The sequence below is a fragment of the Xanthomonas sp. D-99 genome, assembly GCF_017746145.1.
GTDB lineage: Bacteria > Pseudomonadota > Gammaproteobacteria > Xanthomonadales > Xanthomonadaceae > Xanthomonas > Xanthomonas cissicola.
In genome coordinates this window covers 1-20,298 of sequence record NZ_JAGHWU010000037.1, presented here as the reverse complement: position 1 = coordinate 20,298, position 20,298 = coordinate 1, and the positions used below count along the sequence as shown (strand labels likewise).

Sequence of the window (20,298 nt, the reverse complement as noted above, 5' to 3'; positions counted from 1 at the left end):
GCAAGCCGCCCGCCGCCCGCCGCTGGCGGCCAACCCTCCGGGAAGCGGCCTGCAGCGCGCCGATACCGCGTTGCGCGCCTTGCCCAGGCGGCCAGCCTGGGTCGCAGCGCCCGCCTTGTCCCGACGCGCCACCGGACGCTTCGCACTCACCTCAACGTACAGAACACGCTCTAGAGATCGGCGTGCCTCTCGCTTCAGCTGTGAGCGCACGGCGGACAGGCTAAAATAGCGGGATGCATGACGCCGTGACCCGCCCAACCCCTCCCGCCGACGCCACCGCCTGGCCGCGCCGCATCACCCAGGCCGTCAAGATCGGCAGCGTGACCGTAGGCGGGGGCCATCCGGTCGTCGTCCAGTCGATGACCAACACCGACACCGCCGACATCGCCGGCAGCGTCAAGCAGGTGGCCGATCTGTGGCGCGCCGGCTCGGAAATGGTGCGCCTGACCGTCAACAATGCCGAGTCCGCTGCCGCCATTCCGCGCATCGTCGACAAGCTGCGCATGATGGGCATCGAAGTGCCTTTGATCGGCGACTTCCATTACAACGGCCATCAATTGCTCGCTGCCGAGCCGGCCTGCGCCGAGGCGCTGGCCAAGTACCGCATCAATCCGGGCAATGTCGGGTTCGGCAAGAAGAAGGACCTGCAGTTCGGTCAGTTGATCGAGTTCGCCATCAAGTACGGCAAGCCGGTGCGGATCGGCGCCAACTGGGGCTCGCTGGACCAGTCGCTGGCAGCGCAGCTGATGGACGAAAATTCGCAACGCGATACCCCGTGGGATGCCGGCCGGGTGCTGCGCGAGGCGCTGATCCGCTCGGCGGTGGATTCGGCCGAGCGTGCGGTGGAGCTGGGCCTGCCGCGCGAGCGCATCATCCTGTCGGCCAAGGTGTCCGGTGTGCAGGAGCTGATCGCGGTGTATCGCGACATGGCCAGCCGCTGCGATTTCGCGCTGCATCTGGGGCTCACCGAAGCCGGCATCGGCAGCAAGGGCATCGTGGCTTCGGCGGCCGCACTGAGCGTGCTGTTGCAGGAAGGCATCGGCGACACCATTCGTATTTCGCTGACCCCCGAGCCGGGGCAGTCGCGCACCCAGGAAGTGGTGGTGGCACAGGAACTGCTGCAGACCACCGGCCAGCGTGCCTTCACCCCGATGGTCACCGCCTGCCCGGGCTGCGGCCGCACCACCTCCGAGTTCTTCCAGGAGCTGGCCGGGGTAGTGCAGAACCACGTGCGCGCCAAGATGCCGGAGTGGAAGATCAGCAACCCGGGCGCGGAAAACATGACCCTGGCGGTGATGGGCTGCGTGGTCAACGGGCCAGGCGAATCGCGCCACGCCAATATCGGCATTTCGCTGCCGGGCACGGGCGAGGCACCTTCGGCGCCGGTGTTCATCGATGGCGAAAAGAGCGTCACCTTGCGCGGCGAAAACATCGCGTACGAATTCATCGAGTTGATCGATCAATACGTCGAACGCACCTATGTCCGCCGCGTCGGCTGAATCGCCGGCCGGGTTCAAGGGATGGTTGCGTAGCAATGCGTGGCGGATGGCGTTGCTGTTTGCCGGGGTGCTGCTCCCGTTGGGCCTGTTCGTGGACCTGGCCGACGAAGTCCACGCGCTGGAAAATGTCTACTTCGACGAGCCGCTGCTGTGGAGCATGCGCAGCATCGCCACGCCTGAGCTGGATGCGTTTTTCGGCGCGATCTCCAAGGTGGGCTACCAGTACGGCGTGATTCCGGCCGATATCGCCATTGCGCTGGTATTGCTGGTCTTGCAGCGTTGGCGCGAGGGCACGTTTGCCGCGCTGGGATTCGGTGGCTCGGCGCTGCTCAACATGGGCGCCAAGCAGTTTTTCCAGCGCGACCGCCCGAGCCTGTGGGAATCGATCGCCCCGGAAAGCACGTTCAGCTTTCCCAGCGGCCATGCGATGGGCTCGATGACGCTGGCAGCGGTCGTCATCGCGCTGGCCTGGAGCACGCGCTTGCGCTGGCCGGTGACCATTGTCGCCAGCTTGTTCGCGCTGCTGGTGGGCATCTCGCGCATCTACCTGGGCGTGCATTATCCGTCCGACATCCTGGGCGGCTGGTCGGCCGCGCTGGTGTGGGTGGTCGGGCTGTATCTGGTGATGTTCCGCGGCGCGCGGCGGCCGCATTGGCGCACGCCGGCTGGAGCGGTGGTGGAGCAGCCCGGGCGCGTGCCGTTTTCCGATTGAGAGCAGCTGACAAAACTACTGCACAGCTGCCAGGCGGGCGTGACCGGTGCTCGGAATCGAGCAGGTACCACTCGAACACTCCAGTTCTAGGCGCGTCGTCCACGCCCACCTGACCACTGCCGGCCCCGTTTTTGTTAGCCGCTCTACCAGCGACGGGTACGCTCCCGTTGCGATAGCCGGGCGCCAACGATGGCGCCGATGGAAGCCAGCAAGATCACGTAGTACGCCGGCCCCATCGGGTGCTGCTTGAGCAGCATCACCACCAGCAGCGGAGTCAGGCCGCCGAACACGGCATAGCCCAGGTTGTAGGCGAACGACACCCCGGACAGGCGAACCACCGGTGGAAACGCCTCGACCATCACCCGCGGAATCGCACCCAGCACGCCCAGTGCAGCGCCGAGCAGGGCATACAGCGGGAACAGCAGGTACGGGACGCCCGCAAGGCGGTAGAACAGCCATGCGCTGACGCCCAGAAGCACGCTTCCGGCCAGCAGCACACGCCCGTTGCCCCAACGATCCGACAGTGCCCCGGCCACCACCGAGCCGACCGCCTGCAGCAGCACTGCCAGAAGATTGGCCTGCAACGCCACCGGTGCCGGGTAGCCGTATGCACTCTGCAGCAGCGTGGGTGTCATCAGCGACACCACCAGCACTGCAGCGGCGATCACCCAGGTCAGCCACAGCGACATTGCCAGACTGCGCGGGTGATCGCGCAGTACCACCTTCACTGGCGTTTCGCGTGCCAGTGCGCGCATGGCAACCAGTTCGGCGAACACTGGCGTTTCATGCAGCCAGCGCCGCAAGTACACCGACAGCAGCCCGAAGATGCCGCCGGCCAGAAACGGCAGGCGCCAGGCGTACCCGGCGATTTGGTCCGGAGAAAACGCACGATTCAGTGCGCCGGCACTCAGCGAGCCAAGCAGCACGCCAGCAGCCAGGCCAGCGGTCAAGGTGCCGCAGGCCAGCCCTGTGCGCCGTGCCGGCACGTGTTCTGCCACGAACACCCACGCACTGGGAACTTCGCCACCGATGGCGGCACCCTGCAGCAGGCGCATCGTCAACAGCAGCAGCGGTGCGGCCACGCCGATCTGCGCGTAGGTCGGCAGCACGCCAATGGCCAATGTAGGCAGTGCCATCAATCCGATGCTCAGCGCGAACATGCGCTTGCGACCAAGCAGATCGCCGAAGTGGGCCATCACGATGCCGCCCAACGGGCGGATCAGGTAGCCGGCCGCAAAGATGCCGAATGTCTGCAGCTGCCGCGTCCACTCCGGGATGCCTGGCGGAAAGAACAACTCGCCCAGCACCTTGGCGAAAAAAATGAAGATGATGAAGTCGTAGAACTCCAGCGCGCCGCCCAGCGCGGACAAGCCCAGCGTTTTGTAATCGCTGCGGGTGAGCTGCGTTGGTGGGGCATGGGTGGTCATGCAATCGCATCCTGTCGCGGGTGGCGCGCATTGCCATTGAAGCCTGCTGATGCGCCGAGCAGGCAATGCTAGCTGCCGGGCGGGGCCGTCGCTACGCCGTTTTCGGCAATGAAATGCCGATGGCACCTATCAGGCCTGGGGCGAACACGCCTGCGGGCTTCGGTTGCCGCACGCGTCCGGGCCTTCGCTGCGGATCAGCCGGACACGCTCGCCAGCGCCGCTGCCTCGGCATGCAGTGCGGTGGTGTCGAACAGCGGCAGTTGCGCATCGGTGCTGTCCACCAGCAGCGAAATCTCGGTGCAGCCCAGGATGATCGCTTGCGCACCGTGCTGGCCGAGCTCGGTCATGACCTGGCAGACCTATTGGCGCGATTCGGGCTTGATCACGCCCTGGCAGAGTTCGTCGTAGATCACGCGATGCAGCTGCGCGCGTGCTTCGGCCGGGGGCACCAGCACGTCCAGGCCACGTGCCTGCAGGCGCTGGCGATAGAACGGCTGCTCCATGGTGAAGCGCGTGCCGAGCAATCCGATCCGGCTGATGCCCGCTGCGACGAGCGCATCGGCGGTGGCATCGGCGATATGCAGCAGCGGCAGTGGCGTCGCGGCGGTAATCGCGTCGGCAACGCAGTGCATGGTGTTGGTGCATAGCACGATGAAGTCGGCGCCTGCTGCCTGCAGCGCACGCGCGGCGGCTGCCATCGCCTGGCCAGCGCCATCCCAATCGCCGGTGTGCTGCAGTCGCTCGATCTCGTGGAAATTGACGCTATACAGCAGCAGCTTCGCCGAATGCAGGCCGCCGCATGCATGGCGGACGCGCTGATTGATGATGCGGTAGTAGGGCAGCGTGGATTCCCAGCTCATTCCACCGATCAAACCGAGTGTCTTGCTTGGAACCGGCATGCGAACTCCGTGACAGTGCATTGGATGACGGATCGCTCGACGTGCAGTGCAGAGCGTGCACTGCGCATTACGAACGAAGTGTACGTCGGCAGTACCGACAAGAGGCATGCCCGACCACGCGCAGCCAGCTCAGGGAGCGTCGCTCATTCGCCCGGCTTGGCGCCTTCCACCGGCGCATGCGTCGCAGCGCGACGCGCCAGCACGGTTTCGCGATGGGCGATATAGACGTTGGCGCCGACGATGATGGCCGCACCGATCACGGTGTGGCGTTCGATCGCCTCGCCGAACAGCCACCAGCCCAGCAGCGCCACCAACGGCAGTTGCATGAAGCTGATCGGCTGCAGCGCAGAGACTTCGCCCAGCTTGAGTGCGCGCGTCCAGAACAACTGCCCGGCGGTGCCGAAGATGCCAGTGGCCACCAGCCATACCCAGTCGATGCCCTGCGGCCATGTCCATTGGAACAGCGCCGGAATCAGCGACATCGGCACCCAGAACACGTAGGTGTAGAACACCACCGTGTCGGAGTCGTCGCTGCGCGAGAGCTGTTTGATCTGGATCGCGACGATGGCGCTGATGACCGCAGCCAGCAGCGCAATCAGCAAGCCGGGCGTGAACGTGGACGAGCCCGGCCGCAGGATCACCAGCACGCCGATAAAACCCGCCGCCACCGCCAGCCATCGCCGCAGCCGTACCTGCTCATGCAGCCACACCACTGCCAGCACCGTGACGAATAACGGCGTGGAGTAGGAGAGCGAGATGGCCTGCGACAGGGGCAGATGGCCGATCGCCCAAAACCCGCACAGCATCGAGGCCAGGCCGATCAAGGTACGGGCGAAGTACCGCGGCAATTGCCGCGTGCGCGGCAGCGGCTTGCCCGGCCGCAGGATCAACGGCAACAACGTCAGCAACCCGAACGCATTGCGGAAAAATGCGATCTCGGCGGTGGCAATGGTGCTCGAGGCCAGGCGGATGGTGATTGCCATCAGCCCGAAGGCGACGGTACTGGTGAGCATCCACAGCGCGGCTCGCTGCGAAACCTGCGCTGGCGTCACCAATGCGCCCCGATGATGCGCGGTTCCGGCTCCAGAATCACCGAATAGCGCTCGCGCACCGACTCGGCGATGCGTCGCGCGAAATCCAGCAACTGCGCGCCCGTGGCGGTGCCGTAATTGACCAGCACCAGCGCGTGGTCGGGCGACACGCCCGCGTCGCCTTCGCGCTTGCCCTTCCAGCCGCATTGCTCGATCAGCCAGGCGGCCGACAATTTGCCCTGGCCGGCCTGCTCGCCCGGATACACCGGCATGTCGGCAAAGCTGGCCTGCAACGCGGCAATCTGCTCGCTCGGCAGCAATGGGTTCTTGAAGAAACTGCCCGCATTGCCCAGCACATCCGGGTCCGGCAGCTTGCGGCGACGGATGTTGATCACCGCCTGCGCCACATCGGCCGCGCCTGCCAGTTCGGCGCCCATGCCTGCCAGTTCCTCGCGAATGCCGGCGTAGTCCAGCCGCAGTTCGTGCAGCAGCGGTAGATTGAATTCCACCGCCACGATCAGATAACGCTCGGGCTGCTGCTTGAACACGCTGTCGCGGTAGCCGAACGCGCAGTCGGCCGCATCCAGCCGCACGAACTGCTGGCTATGCCGGTCGAAGGCTTCCACCACGTGGATGAAGTCGCCCACCTGCGCGCCGTACGCGCCAATGTTCTGGATCGGGCAGGCGCCCACGGTGCCCGGAATCAGTGCCAGGTTTTCCAGCCCCGACAAGCCCTGCTGCAGCGCATACAGCACCAGCGCATGCCAGTTCACGCCGGCGCCGGCCCGCACGATGGCGTGGTCGGCACGGTGCGCGATGATGGACGTCTCGCGGTTGTCGAAACACAGCACGCAGCCTGGCGGATCGCCGGCCAGCAAGACATTGCTGCCGCTGCCCAGCACCAGCAACGGTTGTCCGGCGATCTCGGGCGCAGCCAATGCCTGCGGCAATGCCTCAGGCGCGTGGACATTGAGCAACCAGCGCGCGGTGGCTTCGACATGGAAGGTGTTGAGCGCACGCAGCGGCGCCTGTTCGCTCAGCTGCCAGCCTGTCTGCACTGCATCGCTCATAACGGCGACACCGCACCGCCGCTGGGCGCTTCGCGGCGGCGTCGGATGGCGTTGACGCATTCGCCGATGAGCTGCGGGCCGCGATACACCAACCCGCTGTAGCACTGCACCAGGCTCGCACCGGCTGCCATCTTGGCCACCGCATCGGCGCCGGAGTTGATGCCGCCCACGCCAATCAACGGAATCGATTCGGGCAGGCGCGCGCGCAGGCGCCGCAGCACCAGCGTGGATTGCCCCAGCAGCGGCGCGCCGGACAGACCACCGGCTTCGGCAGCCAGCGGGTGATTGGCCACCAGCGTGCGCGTCACCGTGGTATTGGTGGCGATCACGCCATCCACTGCCAGGTCGGCCAGCACGCGTGCGGCGGCATCGATGTCGCGGTCGTTGAGGTCCGGCGCCACCTTGACCAGCATCGGCACACGTTTGCCATGCTGCGCGCTTAGCGCTTCCTGGGTTTCGCGCAAGTCGGAAATCAGGCGGCGCAGCGATTGTTCTTCCTGCAACTCGCGCAAGCCTGCGGTGTTGGGCGAGGAGATGTTGACCGTGATGTAGTCGGCCAGCGGATACACGCGCTCCATGCAGTAACGGTAGTCGCTGGTGGCCTCCTCGTTGGGCGTGTCCTTGTTCTTGCCGATGTTGATGCCGAGCAGGCCTGCCGTGCGGCGTGCGCGCTGCACGTTGGCCACCAGCGCATCCACGCCCAGATTGTTGAAGCCCATGCGGTTGATCACCGCCTGGTATTCCGGCAATCGGAACATACGTGGCTTCGGGTTGCCCTCCTGCGCGCGCGGCGTCACCGTGCCGATCTCGACAAAGCCAAAGCCCAGCGCAAATAACGCATCGATGTGCTCACCGTTCTTGTCCAACCCGGCACCCAGCCCGACCGGGTTGGGGAACATCAGGCCGAAAGCCGGGGTGGGCAGCGGCACCGGGCGCCTGGCCAGCAACGCCGTGGTGCCGGTGCGGTAGGCGGTGTCGATGGAGCGCAACGCCAGCGCGTGGGCGCGCTCGGCATCCAGGGAAAACAGGAAGGGGCGGGCAAGCGAATACATGCGGGTCAGTTCAATCTCCCGGCGAACACGCGGGTTTGGTATTGGAAGTCGATCAGCCCATCGTACGCATACGCATCGAACAACGTGCGTAGCGCGGCAAGCATCGGGGCATGACGTGGGTCGTGCGCGAGCGGGGCGTAAGAGGACGATAGCAGGCGGCCGCGCAGGCTCTCGAAATCCAGCCGCTGCACATTCGGGAAACGCGCCATTGCGCGGAAACCCTCGCCGAACCACGCCTGCATGGTGGCATCGTCCTGATACCGCTCGGCCACTGCGGAATAATCGGTGCCGTAATCCAGCAGCAACTGCTCGTAACCGCGCAGGAACGCGGTGCTGTCCAGTTCGCGCGAATTCCAGTACACCACCGCCAGCCCCCCGGGTTGCAGGATGCGCGCCCATTCGTCGCGCACGGCCCGCATGTCGAACCAGTGGAAGGCTTGTGCCGCAGACACCAGGCCCACGCTGGCATCGTCCAGCCCGGTGGCTTCGGCGGTGCCGGCGATCGCCTGAAACTTAGGGTATTCCGCCAGCCACTGCAGCGCCGCTTCGCGCATGGCCTGGTTGGGCTCCACCGCCGTCACCGCATATCCGGCTTCCAAAAACAGGCGGCCGGAAATGCCGGTGCCGGCGCCGATGTCGGCCACTGCCGTTGCGGGCGTCACGCCCAGTTCTCCGTGCAGCCAGCGCAGCAACTGCGGCGGGTAACTGGGCCTGTAGCGCACGTAGGCCGCCACGCGGTCGTTGAAGCGCTGGGCGGAGGAGGGCGTGGCCATGCTCAACTGTTGGCGGCCGCAAGCCAGGCCATGCCGCCGAAGAACAGCAGGAAAAACGCGATCCCCACAATCCAGAGCGCCACTGCCAGCCAGCCCATGATGAGACCGCCGATGGCCAGGCCTTCGCCGTCCAGGGCCTGTGGATTGCGGCGGATTTCCGCGCGGGCCAGATGCCCGGTAATGATGGCGCAGATGCTGCCCAGGAACGGGATCAGCGTCCAGCCGAGAATGCCGGCAACCAGGCTGACGATCGCCATGGCGCTGGTCTGTCGAACGACAACGTTCATCATGAACTCCTTGAAGAGCAGGCAGCCGAAGGCTGGCGTTGCACGATTATCCCAGAGCCGCCGGGCAAAAGGCGTGCCGTTTGCGGCCAAACGCAGTCGGCTGGGCGTGGTGAGTCAAATTTGACGGGTTGAACGGTCCGATCTGGCCGCCTTGGTGCTATCGCAGATGGGCGACGCGGCTTGGCTTAGCCGACGATGCAGGCCATGCGGTTCGCGCTTGCGACGCTGTCATTTGCAGGTCGGCAGCTGCTGCTGCAATCCAAGCTGAGAGTGGTGGCCGGGCGCGGCTTCGTGCAGCAAAGACAGGCTTTCGGCTTCACGTCCACCCGCATCAGGAGCTGCAGCCAGTCCATGTCAGCCTGCATCCGTATGTCGTCGCAGCACGGCTGCATCGCAAAAGGACGCGCCGGCTAAGGCCAGATGAGCCTTACAGTCTTCCAGTGATCAGCGAAACGGAGCGAATAATCGGCGCGGATGCAAGCCGCGCGCTCAGCCCTGGAGTGCCCACATGGCAGGTGCCGTGCCGGGCAGCGACCGCGTCCGCCTGACGGCAGCGCGGTGCTCTTGCCAGCCGCTTCCGATCAAAGATCGAACCTGATGCCCTGTGCCAGCGGCAACGAATCGGAGTAGTTGATGGTGTTGGTCTGGCGACGCATATAGACCTTCCACGCATCCGAGCCGGACTCGCGCCCGCCGCCGGTTTCCTTCTCGCCGCCGAACGCGCCGCCGATCTCCGCACCCGAGGTACCGATATTGACGTTGGCGATGCCGCAATCGCTGCCCGCCGCCGACAGGAACTTCTCGGCCGCCTTCAGGTTCTGGGTGAAGATCGATGACGACAGGCCCTGCGGCACGCCGTTCTGTAGCTCGATCGCCTCATCCAACGTGCTGTACTTCATCACGTACAGGATCGGCGCAAAGGTCTCGTGCTGCACCACCTCGTCGCTGTTCTGCAGCCCCGTGACAATCGCCGGCAGCACGAAGTTGCCCGGGCGATCGATCGCCGTGCCGCCCACTTCGACCGTGCCGCCGGCCGCCTTCGCCTTGGCGATCGAGTCCAGGAACTGCGCAACGGCGCCCTGGCTGTTGAGCGGGCCCATCAGGTTTGCCGGGTCGGTCGGGTCGCCGATCTTGCTGTCGAGCTGCTTGTACGCCTTGACCAGCGTTGCCAGCACGGTGTCATAAATGGAAGCGTGCACGATCAGCCGGCGGGTGGTGGTGCAGCGCTGCCCGGCAGTGCCGACGGCGCCGAACACGATGCCCGGGATGGCCAGCTTCAGGTCGGCGGTTTCGTCCAGGATGATGGCGTTGTTGCCGCCCAGTTCCAGCAGGCAGCGGCCCAGGCGACGGGCGACCTTCTCTGCCACCACGCGGCCGATCTGGGTCGAACCGGTGAAGCTGATCAACGGCACGCGGGTGTCTTCGACCAGCTTCTCCGACAGCGCCGTGCCGGCATCGTTGATCAGGAAGAAGATGTCCGGGAAGCCGGCATCCTTCAGTGCCGCGTTGCAGATCTTCATCGTGGCAATCGCGGTCAACGGCGTCTTGTTGGACGGCTTCCAGATGCAGATATCGCCGCAAATCGCCGCCAAAAACGCATTCCAGGCCCATACCGCCACCGGGAAGTTGAACGCACTGATGATGCCGACCAGGCCCAGCGGCTGGTACTGCTCGTACATGCGGTGGCCGCGGCGCTCCGAATGCATGGTGTAGCCGTACAGCATGCGGCTCTGGCCCACGGCAAAGTCGGCGATGTCGATCATCTCCTGCACTTCGCCATCGCCTTCGGGCTTGCTCTTGCCCATTTCCAGCGCCACCAGCGAACCGAGCGCATCCTTGTGCGCACGCAACGCCTCGCCGCACAGACGCACGGCTTCACCGCGACGCGGCGCCGGCGTGGTGCGCCACACCTTGAAGGCCGCCTGCGCGCGCTGGACGATCAGCTCGTAGTCTTCCGGCGTGGTGGCCTGCACCTCGGCGATCACCGCGTTGGTGGTCGGATTGAGCGGCTGCAGCACCCCGGCGCCGGTGGCCTGCGACCAGGTCGCCTCGCCAAGATAGGTGCCGGAATTGGACGCAGCGAGGTCGAGCGCCTTGAGCAGGTCAGCGGACATGGGATCTCCTGGAAACAGTGGCGGTCGTGGTGGCAGAGCCACCCGCAACACGGTAGCCGCCGATTTTAGCAGGCTCCGCCGGCCGCCCACCGCCGGCCGGCTTGGCAATCGCAACGATCGTGCGACAATGCCACCCTTGGCCCCGTAGCTCAGCTGGATAGAGCGTCCCCCTCCTAAGGGGAAGGTCGCCCGTTCGAATCGGGCCGGGGTCACCAGAAATCAATGGTTTGAGCCTTACCTATCTGGCTGAATTCGGTCCTGAGTCCACTTGTTCGCTGGTAATGGACGCAGTGGACACAGCCGATGACTAGACTATGTGGGCTGCCTCAAGTCGGGAATCTGTCTTGCAGAGCTTGTAAGAGTTTTTCAAATCTCGACTGTGTTTCATTGTCGAAAGGGTTCTTTTCAGCACCTGAAGAAAATTTCTCGGCTAGAAATAGGCCGATTTGCTTTTTAGAAGGGCGGGAAGTCAGTGATTGTTGAGCCATAATGTCCTCTACTAGGGCTTCAGATAGAAATCCTTCTAGTCTCTTGCTTTTGAAATCCGGTAAAAGTTCGCCGACAGTAAAAACACTCTGATTGGTTAGATACCATTCTGCACGGTATTTATTCGCAGATGTTTTTCCGGCTTTATCGTCATCTAACATTACCGTAAAGGCATCCCCACGGCCCAGAAGTAAGCTTATCTGAAGGCCCGATGCTCCAGATCCGACACCGGGTATGAACGCTAGGCGAGATATTTTATCTGAAAATTTCAGCGCAATTGAAAGGGCGTAAAAATCCGTTATGCCTTCTACTACCACGAAAGGGGGGGGCAATTATTGTGGGCGCCACATATTCAAGCATGTCCACAACTGGTTGAAAGTAGCTTGTTCTGGTGGGGTGTTGCGCAACAAAATTCCTGTAAGACGTGGTGAAGCGCCCTCGTTAATTCGATCCACTTGGAAGTAGAGTTCCACCCCAAGGAGCTCTGCATGAAGAAGTCCAAGTTCACCGAAGAACAGATGGTCCGGATCCTCAAAGAGGTCGAGGCCGGTGCAAAGGTCGGCGAGACCTGTCGCAAGCACGGGATCAGCGAGCCGACCGATTACGTCTGGAAGTCCAAATATGCCGGCATGGATGTATCGCAGTTGCGGCATCTGAAGGACGTGGAAGCCGAGTTGGCCCGGATGAAGCGCATGTATGCCGAGCTGGCACTGGATCACCACGCGCTCAAGGACGTGCTGTCGCGAAAAGGTTGAGCCAGGCTCGTCGACTGCAATTGAGTCTGGCCATGCAAACCGCTCACCGCCTCAGTGCCCGTCGAGCTGATCGGATGTTGCAGCTATCCCGATCTGCACGGCATTACCGTCCGCGCCAGCGCGACGATGGCCCGCTCATCGCCGCAATCGAGGAGCTCCTGAAGGACAACCCCGGACATGGTTTTGGCCTGCTGATGGAGTGGGCATTGCGGCCGCGGGACTAGGGCAAGACCCGCGCCTGGCGGGTCTAAACCACGCTCAAGCTCAACCTTCCACGTCGCGGCAAGCGCCGGCTGCCTGATCGCATCCGCGCGCCGCTGGAGATCCCGCAAGCGGCAAACCACACTTGGTCGGCGGACTTCATGTCCGATGCTCTGTGGTCTGGGCGTCGCTTCCGCACCTTCAACATCAACGATGACTTCAATCGCGAATCGTTGAAGATCGAAATCGACACCAGCCTGCCCTCGGCACGGGTCATCCGTGTACTGGACGAGTTGGTCGAGCTGCGTGGTGCCCCAAGGCGACTGCGCCTGGACAACGGCCCAGAGTTCATTAGCGCCGCGCTCAGGCAGTGGGCACAGCAGCACGGCGTCACCCTGATCCACATCCAGCCCGGCAAGCCCACCCAGAACGCCTACATCGAACGCTTCAACCGAACTTTCCACACAGAAGTGCTGGATCGCTTCGTGTTCACCACGCTCGAGCAGGTTCGGCGCATGGCCGAGGACTGGCGTCATCGATACAACCACCAACGACCACATCGATCACTCGACGGCTTGCCGCCCATCCGCTTCGCAATGGCACAATTACAAACTACCTCTACTTCTGAGTGACTCGAAGAAACGGGGACGCTTCACGGGGGACGCCGGCATCACTGCACGGCTGCAAAATTCAAGCATCGATCTATTGGATGCTGATGGACAACCTGCCATACTCCTCGTTCAGGGGAGGCCCACTGCGGGTCAAATTCAATGGACTGCTGTAGCGATTATGAAATCAAAGTATCTAGCTTGGGGCGGCAGCATATTACTTGCTGCAGGGCTCGGTGTAGTTATTTTTTGGAAGTTCGGCATGGCGGAACATCCAGTCGAATCAGTTTCTGCAACCAAGACGCACGCGCTGCCATCCGACAATTCTGCGGGTGAGTTTGGTGCAGTACAAGCGGGGGCAGATCAGAGAGCTGTTAGACCAGTCACAAATTCCAATAGTTCGCTAGAAAAATTTTTGGACTTGAAAGAAAGAGCTAATCGAGGAGATCCTGCCGCACAGCGTGATCTTTCTGAAGCCTATGGCAGATGCGTGGCGGTTAGTGGAGATCCTCAAAAATTTCTCGGGACTTATGAGGCGATTGCGAAGCAAGCCACGTCACAAAGCAATGCGAAGGGAATGATGAACGTGGCACGTGCATATGTCGAAGAATGCGCCGTAGTGGATGGTGGAGCAATCGTTCCGCTGGACGCGAGGAACTTGTGGCTGGAGCAAGCTGCAAGAGGGGGCGATCTTGCAGCACAAGCTCGCTTGCAAATGTCAACCTTAAAACCTTTGCACGGGGAGGATCTCCGCGGCTTTGTCGATAAGGTTGCAGTAGCGGGAGACCCTGCTGCGGTTTTTGAATTGGGTCAGTTATTGGCTGGTAATTCCGATATATCGTCGCTTGGAGAATATGGTAGTGTCGCGGCGGGGCCAGTTTCTGGCTACGCTTGGAGCATAGCGGCGTGTCAAATGGGTCTGAATTGTGATGCGGGATCAGACTTAATGAATTCGATTTGCATGAATACCGGCGGGTGTTCGAGTGCAAGCTTTGAATCGTATGTGCGAAGCAACCTGCTTGGTGTGGGCGATGCAGCCTTGCTTGATAGCAAGGTCAAGGAAGTAAAAAGTATTTTATCTAAAAACTAAGGATAGTTTCATGGAAAAGAAATCGTTGAAGAAGCGCCTGATGGCTCTGGGTTTAATTGCGATCTCGTTTGTTGCTGTGGCAAAGACGATCGGCATAAATGCTGGCTCTGGCGTTTTTCGGAACGTTGCGGCCGCTCAAGGAGTAGGTATTGGTGACGGTGTTGAGTTGCGGATGGCTGCGCTTCGAGGACTCGTTGGTATGTACCAAACTGCCTATGGAGTTACAAGTGTCAGCATCGGGGACGTTGTTGCTGTGACGTACACTGATGGAAGCAAAGAGCAAGCACAGGTTGCGTGCTTTGCTGGGACAGTCTGCGTTGTACCATTGCCGAATACTCAGGTAGCACCAGGTAGCGGTGCGGGTACGGGTATTGGCGGTGGCGGTGGCGGCGGCAATGGCGGCGGCACCGGTGGCGGCGGCGGTTGGACGCCTCCGCCGGCAAATGGTTGCCCAAAGTGTACTGTCACGGTGGGATGAGCTTCTGCTCATGAAAAAAGGCCGCTCTGAGAGCGGCCTTTTTTTGAAGGCTAAACACGTCTCTTTATGCAGACAATTGCGATTCCATAGTGCCGCCAGCTTGCAGACCCGGGTAAACCCTCCTTAAGTACCGATTCGCTGGACCCATATCGGGCAGAAGGGTCTTGGTGCTGAAGCTATTTAGCCACAGCATAGCCACACAAGAGGCGCAGAGCCTTATCTGCATGATCTTCTAAGCCCCCTCCTAAGGGGAAGTCGCCCGTTCGAATCGGGCCGGGGTCACCAGATCGAGGTCAGCAGTTCTCAGGGCCGCTTCTAACTTGCGCAGCGGCCGGATGCCGTGCCTCATACGCATGTCTGCAGGAACTATACTCATCAGGTTGCGCGACACATGGCTGCCTGACAACGGATATCTGCCGCACGATCTAGCCTCGATTTTCATCCGCGCTCAGGCAGCGCCGGGCGGGGGAGCAACCACAACTCGCCGGAACCCCGCAATTCTCTGAGTCAGATTTGAACGGGCTGCTCAAAAGTTTGCAGCGGGCTTGACAGTGGCAGCCTCGCAACCTTCAAGCTTGACCAGTGTTCGTAAACCAAGGCCTGCCTGTGCAGGCTGCCACGTGGTCTTCCACCGGTCCTCCAATGCTGCGTCTGTTACCGATGTCGCACCACCCGCACCGCCACCGGCCGTGCAAACTTGTCCATTGCCACCGAGGAGATGCGACTATGCCGCAGCAGGGTGCCGAGTTGTTCGGTGGCGCCGAGGCGCTGGTCGACGTCGGGTTCGGCGACGGTGCGCGGACGCTTGCGCTTGTCGGCGTTGACGAAGCGCAGGCGGTTGTATTCGGCCCAGCCAACCGTGGTGACGGCGCTCATCAAGGCGATCACCGGTAGGGAGCCCAAAGCGAACGGGTCCAGCGCGTTGTGTTGCAGATAGAGCTCGGTATAGGCGCTGCGCAGGCCGAAAAACCAGGCGATCAGCGTTGCCAGTGGTGCCCACAGATAGAAGTAGACCATCCATGCGCCGGCGGTGGCGGCGCCGTAGGCGAGGCGGCGCGAGCGGCCGAGGCGTTGCGGCAGGTTGATGATGGGCGGGGTCATTGGATTCCTCGGTCGGGGCTTTTCCAGCGAGCGCGCTTGTTGCGGCGCGCTAGCAGGGCACGTGGGAAGGCGATGACGGCGGTGAGCATACCGATCATCCAGAACGCGGCCGGGTACCAGATCACCCAGAAGAACTGGCAAGCCAGGCCTTTTTCGTAGCGGCGTTCGATCATCAGACTGGTGGCGAACTGCAGCAGGCAGACCACGGCCAGCACAAGGCCATGCCAGCGCGGCAGGATGGTGTCGACATACAGGGCCGGCGGCAGCGCAATGAACTTGCCGAGCAGCCACAGCACGATGATGAGCAGCATGGCGTACGCCCAGGCCAGGCTCAGCGCGTATTCCAGCAGCACTGCCCACATACGCCGGCTGCGCCATTCCAGCGCACGGCGGCCATGGCTCAGCAACACCTCGACACCGCCGCGCGCCCAGCGCAGGCGCTGCATCCACAGGCCGCGAAAGGTTTCCGGCATCAGGATCCAGCACAACGCATTGGGTTCGTAGCGGATATCCCAGCCGTCCAGCTGCAGGCGCCAGGAAATGTCGATGTCCTCGGTCACCATGTTGTCGGACCAGAAGCCGACGTGATGCAGCGCCGAGCGACGGAACGCGCAGATCACACCAGACACGGTAAACAGCCGTCCGTACACGCGTTGCGCGCGTTTGATCAGCCCGACGATGGCGGAAAATTCGCCCACCTGCATGCGGCCCATCAGCGTGGTGCGGTTGCGCACGCGCGGATTGCCGGTAACGCCGCCCACGCGTGGGCCGGCGATCAGGTGGCCGACCATCCAGCGCGTTGCGTTCGGGTCCAGGATTGCATCGGCGTCCACGCACACCAGATAGTCCGAGCGCGCGGCCAGCGTGCCGACGCGCAACGCGTTGGCCTTGCCGTGGTTCTGCTCCAGATGCACGACGCGCAGGCGCGGGTGGTGGTGGGTGAGGTCGTCGAGTACTTCGGCAGTGCGGTCGGTGCTGCCGTCGTTGATGGCAATGATCTCGAAGTCTGCGTACTGCTGCGCGCTCATCGCCGCGATGGTCTCGGCAACTTGCTTGGCCTCGTTGTAGCAGGGCATCAGGATCGAGACGAACGGCTCGCTGGCCATCGGCGGTGGCTTGGATGGACCGGGCGTGCCGCGCTCACGGCGCAGGTGGTAGTAGATGCCGCCGATCATCCAGAAGAACGCCATGATGATCGGGTAATAAAACGCAAAGTTGAACAGGGCGGCCAGTAGGAGGCTGGTCGTCATCGGTCATCGCTCGAGATAGGGGAATTGGCGAGCCGAGATGGCTTCGCGCGCTTCGGGCAGAGACGGATGACCACCGATGAAATCGTCGGGGTAATACGCCAGATGACGCACGCCGGCTGCCAGCAGCAGCTTGCTGTGTGCGAGCAACACACCGTCGGACAGCGGTTTGCCGCTGCGCCAGTCGACCGTCTGCAGTTCGAAGATGGTCTTGTCGAAACCGCGCGGCAGTTGGCCGACGCGTGTGGCCAACTGCGTGAGCCAGGCATTCGCGTCGTTGGCTTGCTCCATGTATGGCATCGCCATCAGCGCGGTGTAGTCGTACGCGCTGGCAAAGGCTTCCAGACGCTGCGCGAACCAGGCCTCGCTGTGCGGTTCCAGCACCGGCTGTGCGAACAGATTGCGCACCGTCACCAACTTCGGCCGCCAGCGTTCGGCGGCGGCTTTCAGTTCCTGGGTAAAGCCGATCAGTTGCTGCGTGCGCTTGGCCGGGTCGCCATTGCCGTAGGCCGGTATTTCATCGTCGCGCAGATAGGCATCGTCATGGAACAACAGACCTTCGAAGTAGGTATTAGCCGCGAGGTCTTCGTAGATGTCTGCCACCAGCTGGCGGGTGCGCGGGTTGCCTGGATCCAGGCGCGGCACATCCTTGGGGTCGTTACCACGAATCTGCAATGCGGCTTGTTGCTGCGCGTCGGGCAAATGGAAGCCGAGCACCGGCAACCAGGCGAATACACGTACGCCGGCACGCGTGCGCAGCTGCCAGGCGACGCGCCCGAACAGATCCGCGCGCATCGGGAGATGGCGGTTGGGGAAATACAGCGCATCTGCAGCGCCATCGCCATCCGGGTCGGCAAAGGCTTGCAAGAACACATGGCTGGGGCCGATGTCCTTGACGCGCTGTACCAGCACATCAAGGTTGCGCTCCAGCTGTGCCGGGTCCGGGTCGTAGACATAATCCAGATCGACCTGGATCGCACGCACGCCGTCACGCGACAGATCACGCCGCAGTTCGCCAGCGAGATCGCGCACGTCGGGATTGTTGAACAGCAGCAGGCGGCCCAGGCTGGCCAACGATTGACCATCTACCCGGTCGCGACCCTGCTGGCCGATATCGGCTTCGTGCGAGCGGCCTTCCAGGTCGAAGCTAAGCGTCATGCCCAGGCGCGCGGCGATCTCGTTGCTGGCGCGGTTGTAGGCAGCGTATGGCCACACCATGGCGCGCGGCGGTTTGCCCAGATGCGCCACCATTGCGTCGCGACTATGGCGTAGATCGGTCTCGATCCGCTGACGATAATGCGCTTCGCTTTCGTACCCGTTGCCGGCATCCCAGCGCCGCGTGACCGCTGCCGGGGTTTCATTGCCGAACGGATTGCCGGGAATGCCTTTATGCAGGTCATCGCTGTGCGAGCCGATTTCGACCAGGCCGCTGTCCTGCATCTCGCGCAACTGTGCCCAGGTGACGAAATCGTCGCGGGTGAAATCGCGCGGGCCATAGGGCACGACCTGGCCAGCCGGCAGTTCCACCCAACTGGTCACCGGTGCGACCAGCGCCGGATAGCCGTAGGCCTGCAGCAACGGGAACGCCCGTGTATAGACGCTGCGCAAGCCATCGTCGAAGGTCAGCAGCACCGGCCGCGAGGGCAGGGCACGCTTGCCGGCACGTGCATCGAGCACCTGTTGCACGCTGACCGGGTGGTACGCATGCGAGCGCAGCCAATCCAGATGCGCGGCGAAATTGCTGGTGGACACCGCATAGCGATCGGGGTCGCCCTTGGCCGCGACGTCGTCGCGAATGTCGTGGTAGCTGAGCACCAGCAGGCCCGCCTGCGCCGATGAGGCAAACGTCATCAGCAGCAGTGCGACCAGCAGCAGCGGCAGGCGGATCACGGCGTACCTCCCCATCGGAAATCCAAATCCAATCCAAGTTGCTGTTCGCGCTGGCCGTCGTAGACCGGGCGCGACCAACTCACGCCGTAGCTCAATGCGCTGCCATCGCCCAGCGACCACAGATGGCGATAGGCCAGCGCAGGTACCCAGCGGCTGCCGAAGCCGGACTGGTAGGTCGGCCCGGCCGTCACTTCCAGTCGCTGCCGAAACGCATCGTCGTACCGGCGCCAGCCGATCTGTTCGATCCGTACGCCGGCGGCAACTGCAGAGCTATGGCGTGGATTGAAGTAATCGACCGCGCGGTCGTCTTCGGCGCGCCCGGCCGAGGCGGCGAACAGTCCATCGACCAGGACATGCGGGTTGGCCCACATGCGTTGGCTGCCGGAAAGATCCAGCTGATCGCGTCGATTGCCGTCGCTATAACGCAACTGGCGCGCCTGCAGTTCCCAGCGGCTTTCGTCGCTGGGCGTCCAGCGACGAAAGCGCCGATGCTGTCGCCGGTGATGCCCAGGCGGCGCGCCTGCAGCGAGGCCTCCGGGTCGCGCGTGCGCCAGGCGACGCTGCCATACCACGCATCGGAAAAGCGCCAGCCGGCATCCAGTGCCCAGGCAGTGCCGTCGCGATCGAAATCATCGAGGGCGCGGCCGCCATACGCGCTGAAATCCAGGCGGTCGTAGCGGTAATGCGTACCCAGCCAGAAGCTGCGATAACGCACGCGGGTGTCCTGGAAATCCGCCCAATCGTCGCGTGCGCGCAGGCCCACGCGCCAACGCTCGCCCAGCAACGGCGATTCGGCTTCCAGCAATGAACTGCCGAAATGATTGCCGAGCGGCGAGGTGCTGTTGGTCGGCGTGTCGTTCTCGCTGTGCCCCCATGCATGGCTCAGGTGCACCTGCCAGCCTCGTTGACGTTCCAGCGATGCGCCAAGCCGTTGCAGGCCGGCGTCGTCCGGATACTCCGGTTGCAGCGACGCGAATGCGGCGTCCGCAAGATCCAGGCGGTCCAGATCGCGTTGCGCTTCCACCACGCCGCTGCGCGCCTGTTTCTGATGCGGATCCAGCGTCAACGCCATCCGATTGCGCTGCAGTGCCTGCGTGGTCTGGCCGCGACGCGCTTCGATCGATGCCAGTGCCGCTTGTAGCTCGGCATTATCCGGGCCAATGGCCGCACGCTCGCGCAGCAATGCCTCCGCACCGCGATTATCGTTGGCCGCAGAACGTGCGGTAGCCAGCGCGATATCGGCGCTGAAGCGGTCCCAGTTTTCGTAACCGCTGGTGGCACCTTCCCGACGCGGCCATGGGGCTTGCGTGGCGGCAAGTGATTCGAATAGCGGCATTGCTTCATCGAAGCGTTCCTGCTCCAGTAATGCGTAGGCCAGCAGCAATTGCGTATTGAAGTCGTTCGGTGAGTGCTGCAATGCTTGACGAAGTACGCTTTCGGCTTCGGCAGGGCGGCGCAGCCCCATCAGCGAATCGCCCACCGTCGGCAGCACGTATCCCGGCACATCGACGCCTTCTGCACGCAGCGCCTGATAGTTGGCGATCACATCGCGGTGCCGCTGTCACCAGCACTTTTAAT

The 20,298-nt window shown here is 63.0% G+C and carries 17 protein-coding genes, 1 tRNA gene, 1 other RNA gene and 3 pseudogenes; 8 read left to right on the top strand and 14 right to left on the bottom strand.

From position 1 onward, the window contains the following. Positions 1–233 precede the first annotated feature (233 nt). The 3 genes from ispG (at position 234) to J7360_RS13810 (ending at position 2,351) form a co-directional block, all read left to right on the top strand. Complete coding sequence (ispG, locus tag J7360_RS13820) at positions 234–1,499, top strand: flavodoxin-dependent (E)-4-hydroxy-3-methylbut-2-enyl-diphosphate synthase (protein WP_007965749.1); 1,266 nt, start codon at positions 234–236, stop codon at positions 1,497–1,499. Next, complete coding sequence (locus J7360_RS13815) at positions 1,480–2,211, top strand: phosphatase PAP2 family protein (protein WP_209034089.1); 732 nt, start codon at positions 1,480–1,482, stop codon at positions 2,209–2,211. Before ispG ends, J7360_RS13815 begins: the two co-directional genes overlap by 20 nt. A gap of 62 nt (positions 2,212–2,273) precedes the next feature. Continuing rightward, a non-coding RNA gene (locus tag J7360_RS13810) (sX9 sRNA) lies at positions 2,274–2,351 on the top strand. Positions 2,352–2,354: 3 nt separating this feature from the next. Here J7360_RS13810 and J7360_RS13805 read toward each other — a convergent pair. The 7 genes and pseudogenes from J7360_RS13805 to J7360_RS13775 form a co-directional block, all read right to left on the bottom strand. Next, positions 2,355–3,638, bottom strand: coding sequence for an MFS transporter (locus tag J7360_RS13805; RefSeq protein ID WP_057664218.1), 1,284 nt, complete (start codon positions 3,636–3,638; stop codon positions 2,355–2,357). Between the two features lie 194 nt (positions 3,639–3,832). Continuing rightward, positions 3,833–4,537: pseudogene (locus J7360_RS13800) on the bottom strand (aspartate/glutamate racemase family protein). A gap of 143 nt (positions 4,538–4,680) precedes the next feature. Further along, positions 4,681–5,592, bottom strand: coding sequence for a DMT family transporter (locus J7360_RS13795; protein WP_209034087.1), 912 nt, complete (start codon positions 5,590–5,592; stop codon positions 4,681–4,683). Then, positions 5,586–6,638 carry a UDP-N-acetylmuramate dehydrogenase gene (gene murB / locus J7360_RS13790; protein WP_057664223.1) on the bottom strand — a complete coding sequence of 351 codons (1,053 nt, stop codon included), beginning with the start codon at positions 6,636–6,638 and terminating at the stop codon, positions 5,586–5,588. Before murB ends, J7360_RS13795 begins: the two co-directional genes overlap by 7 nt. Next, on the bottom strand, positions 6,635–7,690 hold the full coding sequence (locus J7360_RS13785; RefSeq protein ID WP_007965740.1) for a quinone-dependent dihydroorotate dehydrogenase: 1,056 nt from the start codon (positions 7,688–7,690) through the stop codon (positions 6,635–6,637). The genes murB and J7360_RS13785 overlap by 4 nt, the downstream gene beginning before the upstream one ends. A 5-nt stretch (positions 7,691–7,695) precedes the next feature. Further along, a complete protein-coding gene (locus tag J7360_RS13780; RefSeq protein WP_057664225.1) occupies positions 7,696–8,463 on the bottom strand; it encodes a class I SAM-dependent methyltransferase in 768 nt (255 codons plus the stop codon). Positions 8,464–8,465: 2 nt separating this feature from the next. Then, positions 8,466–8,750: a DUF4190 domain-containing protein gene (locus tag J7360_RS13775; RefSeq protein WP_057664237.1), complete on the bottom strand. Its 285-nt coding sequence runs from the start codon at positions 8,748–8,750 to the stop codon at positions 8,466–8,468. Positions 8,751–8,954: 204 nt separating this feature from the next. On the opposite strand from J7360_RS13775, the gene J7360_RS13770 reads away from it, so the two are divergent. Further along, on the top strand, positions 8,955–9,164 hold the full coding sequence (locus tag J7360_RS13770; protein ID WP_139792658.1) for a hypothetical protein: 210 nt from the start codon (positions 8,955–8,957) through the stop codon (positions 9,162–9,164). A 167-nt stretch (positions 9,165–9,331) separates the two neighbouring features. On the opposite strand, the gene J7360_RS13765 is transcribed toward J7360_RS13770, so the two are convergent. Further along, the gene (locus tag J7360_RS13765) at positions 9,332–10,864 is read right to left on the bottom strand and encodes an aldehyde dehydrogenase family protein (RefSeq protein ID WP_057664228.1); all 1,533 of its coding nucleotides are present in this window, start codon (positions 10,862–10,864) and stop codon (positions 9,332–9,334) included. Positions 10,865–11,002: 138 nt separating this feature from the next. Here J7360_RS13765 and J7360_RS13760 point away from each other — a divergent pair. Then, positions 11,003–11,079: transfer RNA gene (locus J7360_RS13760), tRNA-Arg, on the top strand. Between the two features lie 111 nt (positions 11,080–11,190). Here the strand turns inward: J7360_RS13760 and J7360_RS13755 are convergent. Continuing rightward, positions 11,191–11,667 (bottom strand): hypothetical protein, encoded by a 477-nt coding sequence (locus J7360_RS13755; protein WP_209034085.1) that lies wholly within the window; start codon positions 11,665–11,667, stop codon positions 11,191–11,193. A 171-nt stretch (positions 11,668–11,838) separates the two neighbouring features. On the opposite strand from J7360_RS13755, the pseudogene J7360_RS13750 reads away from it, so the two are divergent. The 3 genes and pseudogenes from J7360_RS13750 to J7360_RS13740 all read left to right on the top strand — a co-directional run bounded on the left by J7360_RS13750 (position 11,839) and on the right by J7360_RS13740 (position 14,482). Then, positions 11,839–12,938 (top strand): annotated as a pseudogene (locus J7360_RS13750) (IS3 family transposase). A 157-nt stretch (positions 12,939–13,095) separates the two neighbouring features. After that, a complete protein-coding gene (locus J7360_RS13745) occupies positions 13,096–14,004 on the top strand; it encodes a sel1 repeat family protein (RefSeq protein WP_209034083.1) in 909 nt (302 codons plus the stop codon). Positions 14,005–14,014: 10 nt separating this feature from the next. Beyond that, complete coding sequence (locus J7360_RS13740) at positions 14,015–14,482, top strand: hypothetical protein (protein WP_101062272.1); 468 nt, start codon at positions 14,015–14,017, stop codon at positions 14,480–14,482. Between the two features lie 654 nt (positions 14,483–15,136). Here the strand turns inward: J7360_RS13740 and pgaD are convergent. The 5 genes and pseudogenes from pgaD to J7360_RS21660 form a co-directional block, all read right to left on the bottom strand. After that, a complete protein-coding gene (gene pgaD, locus J7360_RS13735) occupies positions 15,137–15,583 on the bottom strand; it encodes a poly-beta-1,6-N-acetyl-D-glucosamine biosynthesis protein PgaD (protein ID WP_022559030.1) in 447 nt (148 codons plus the stop codon). Beyond that, entirely contained in the window at positions 15,580–16,833 is a 1,254-nt protein-coding gene (pgaC, locus tag J7360_RS13730) for a poly-beta-1,6-N-acetyl-D-glucosamine synthase (protein WP_209034081.1), read from the bottom strand. The genes pgaD and pgaC overlap by 4 nt, the downstream gene beginning before the upstream one ends. A 3-nt stretch (positions 16,834–16,836) precedes the next feature. Further along, entirely contained in the window at positions 16,837–18,735 is a 1,899-nt protein-coding gene (gene pgaB, locus J7360_RS13725; RefSeq protein ID WP_057663941.1) for a poly-beta-1,6-N-acetyl-D-glucosamine N-deacetylase PgaB, read from the bottom strand. Next, positions 18,717–19,292 carry a hypothetical protein gene (locus tag J7360_RS21665; RefSeq protein WP_343237351.1) on the bottom strand — a complete coding sequence of 192 codons (576 nt, stop codon included), beginning with the start codon at positions 19,290–19,292 and terminating at the stop codon, positions 18,717–18,719. Before J7360_RS21665 ends, pgaB begins: the two co-directional genes overlap by 19 nt. Before the next feature lie 776 nt (positions 19,293–20,068). Then, positions 20,069–20,185 (bottom strand): annotated as a pseudogene (locus J7360_RS21660) (tetratricopeptide repeat protein); the annotation flags it as partial. Positions 20,186–20,298: the final 113 nt, after the last annotated feature.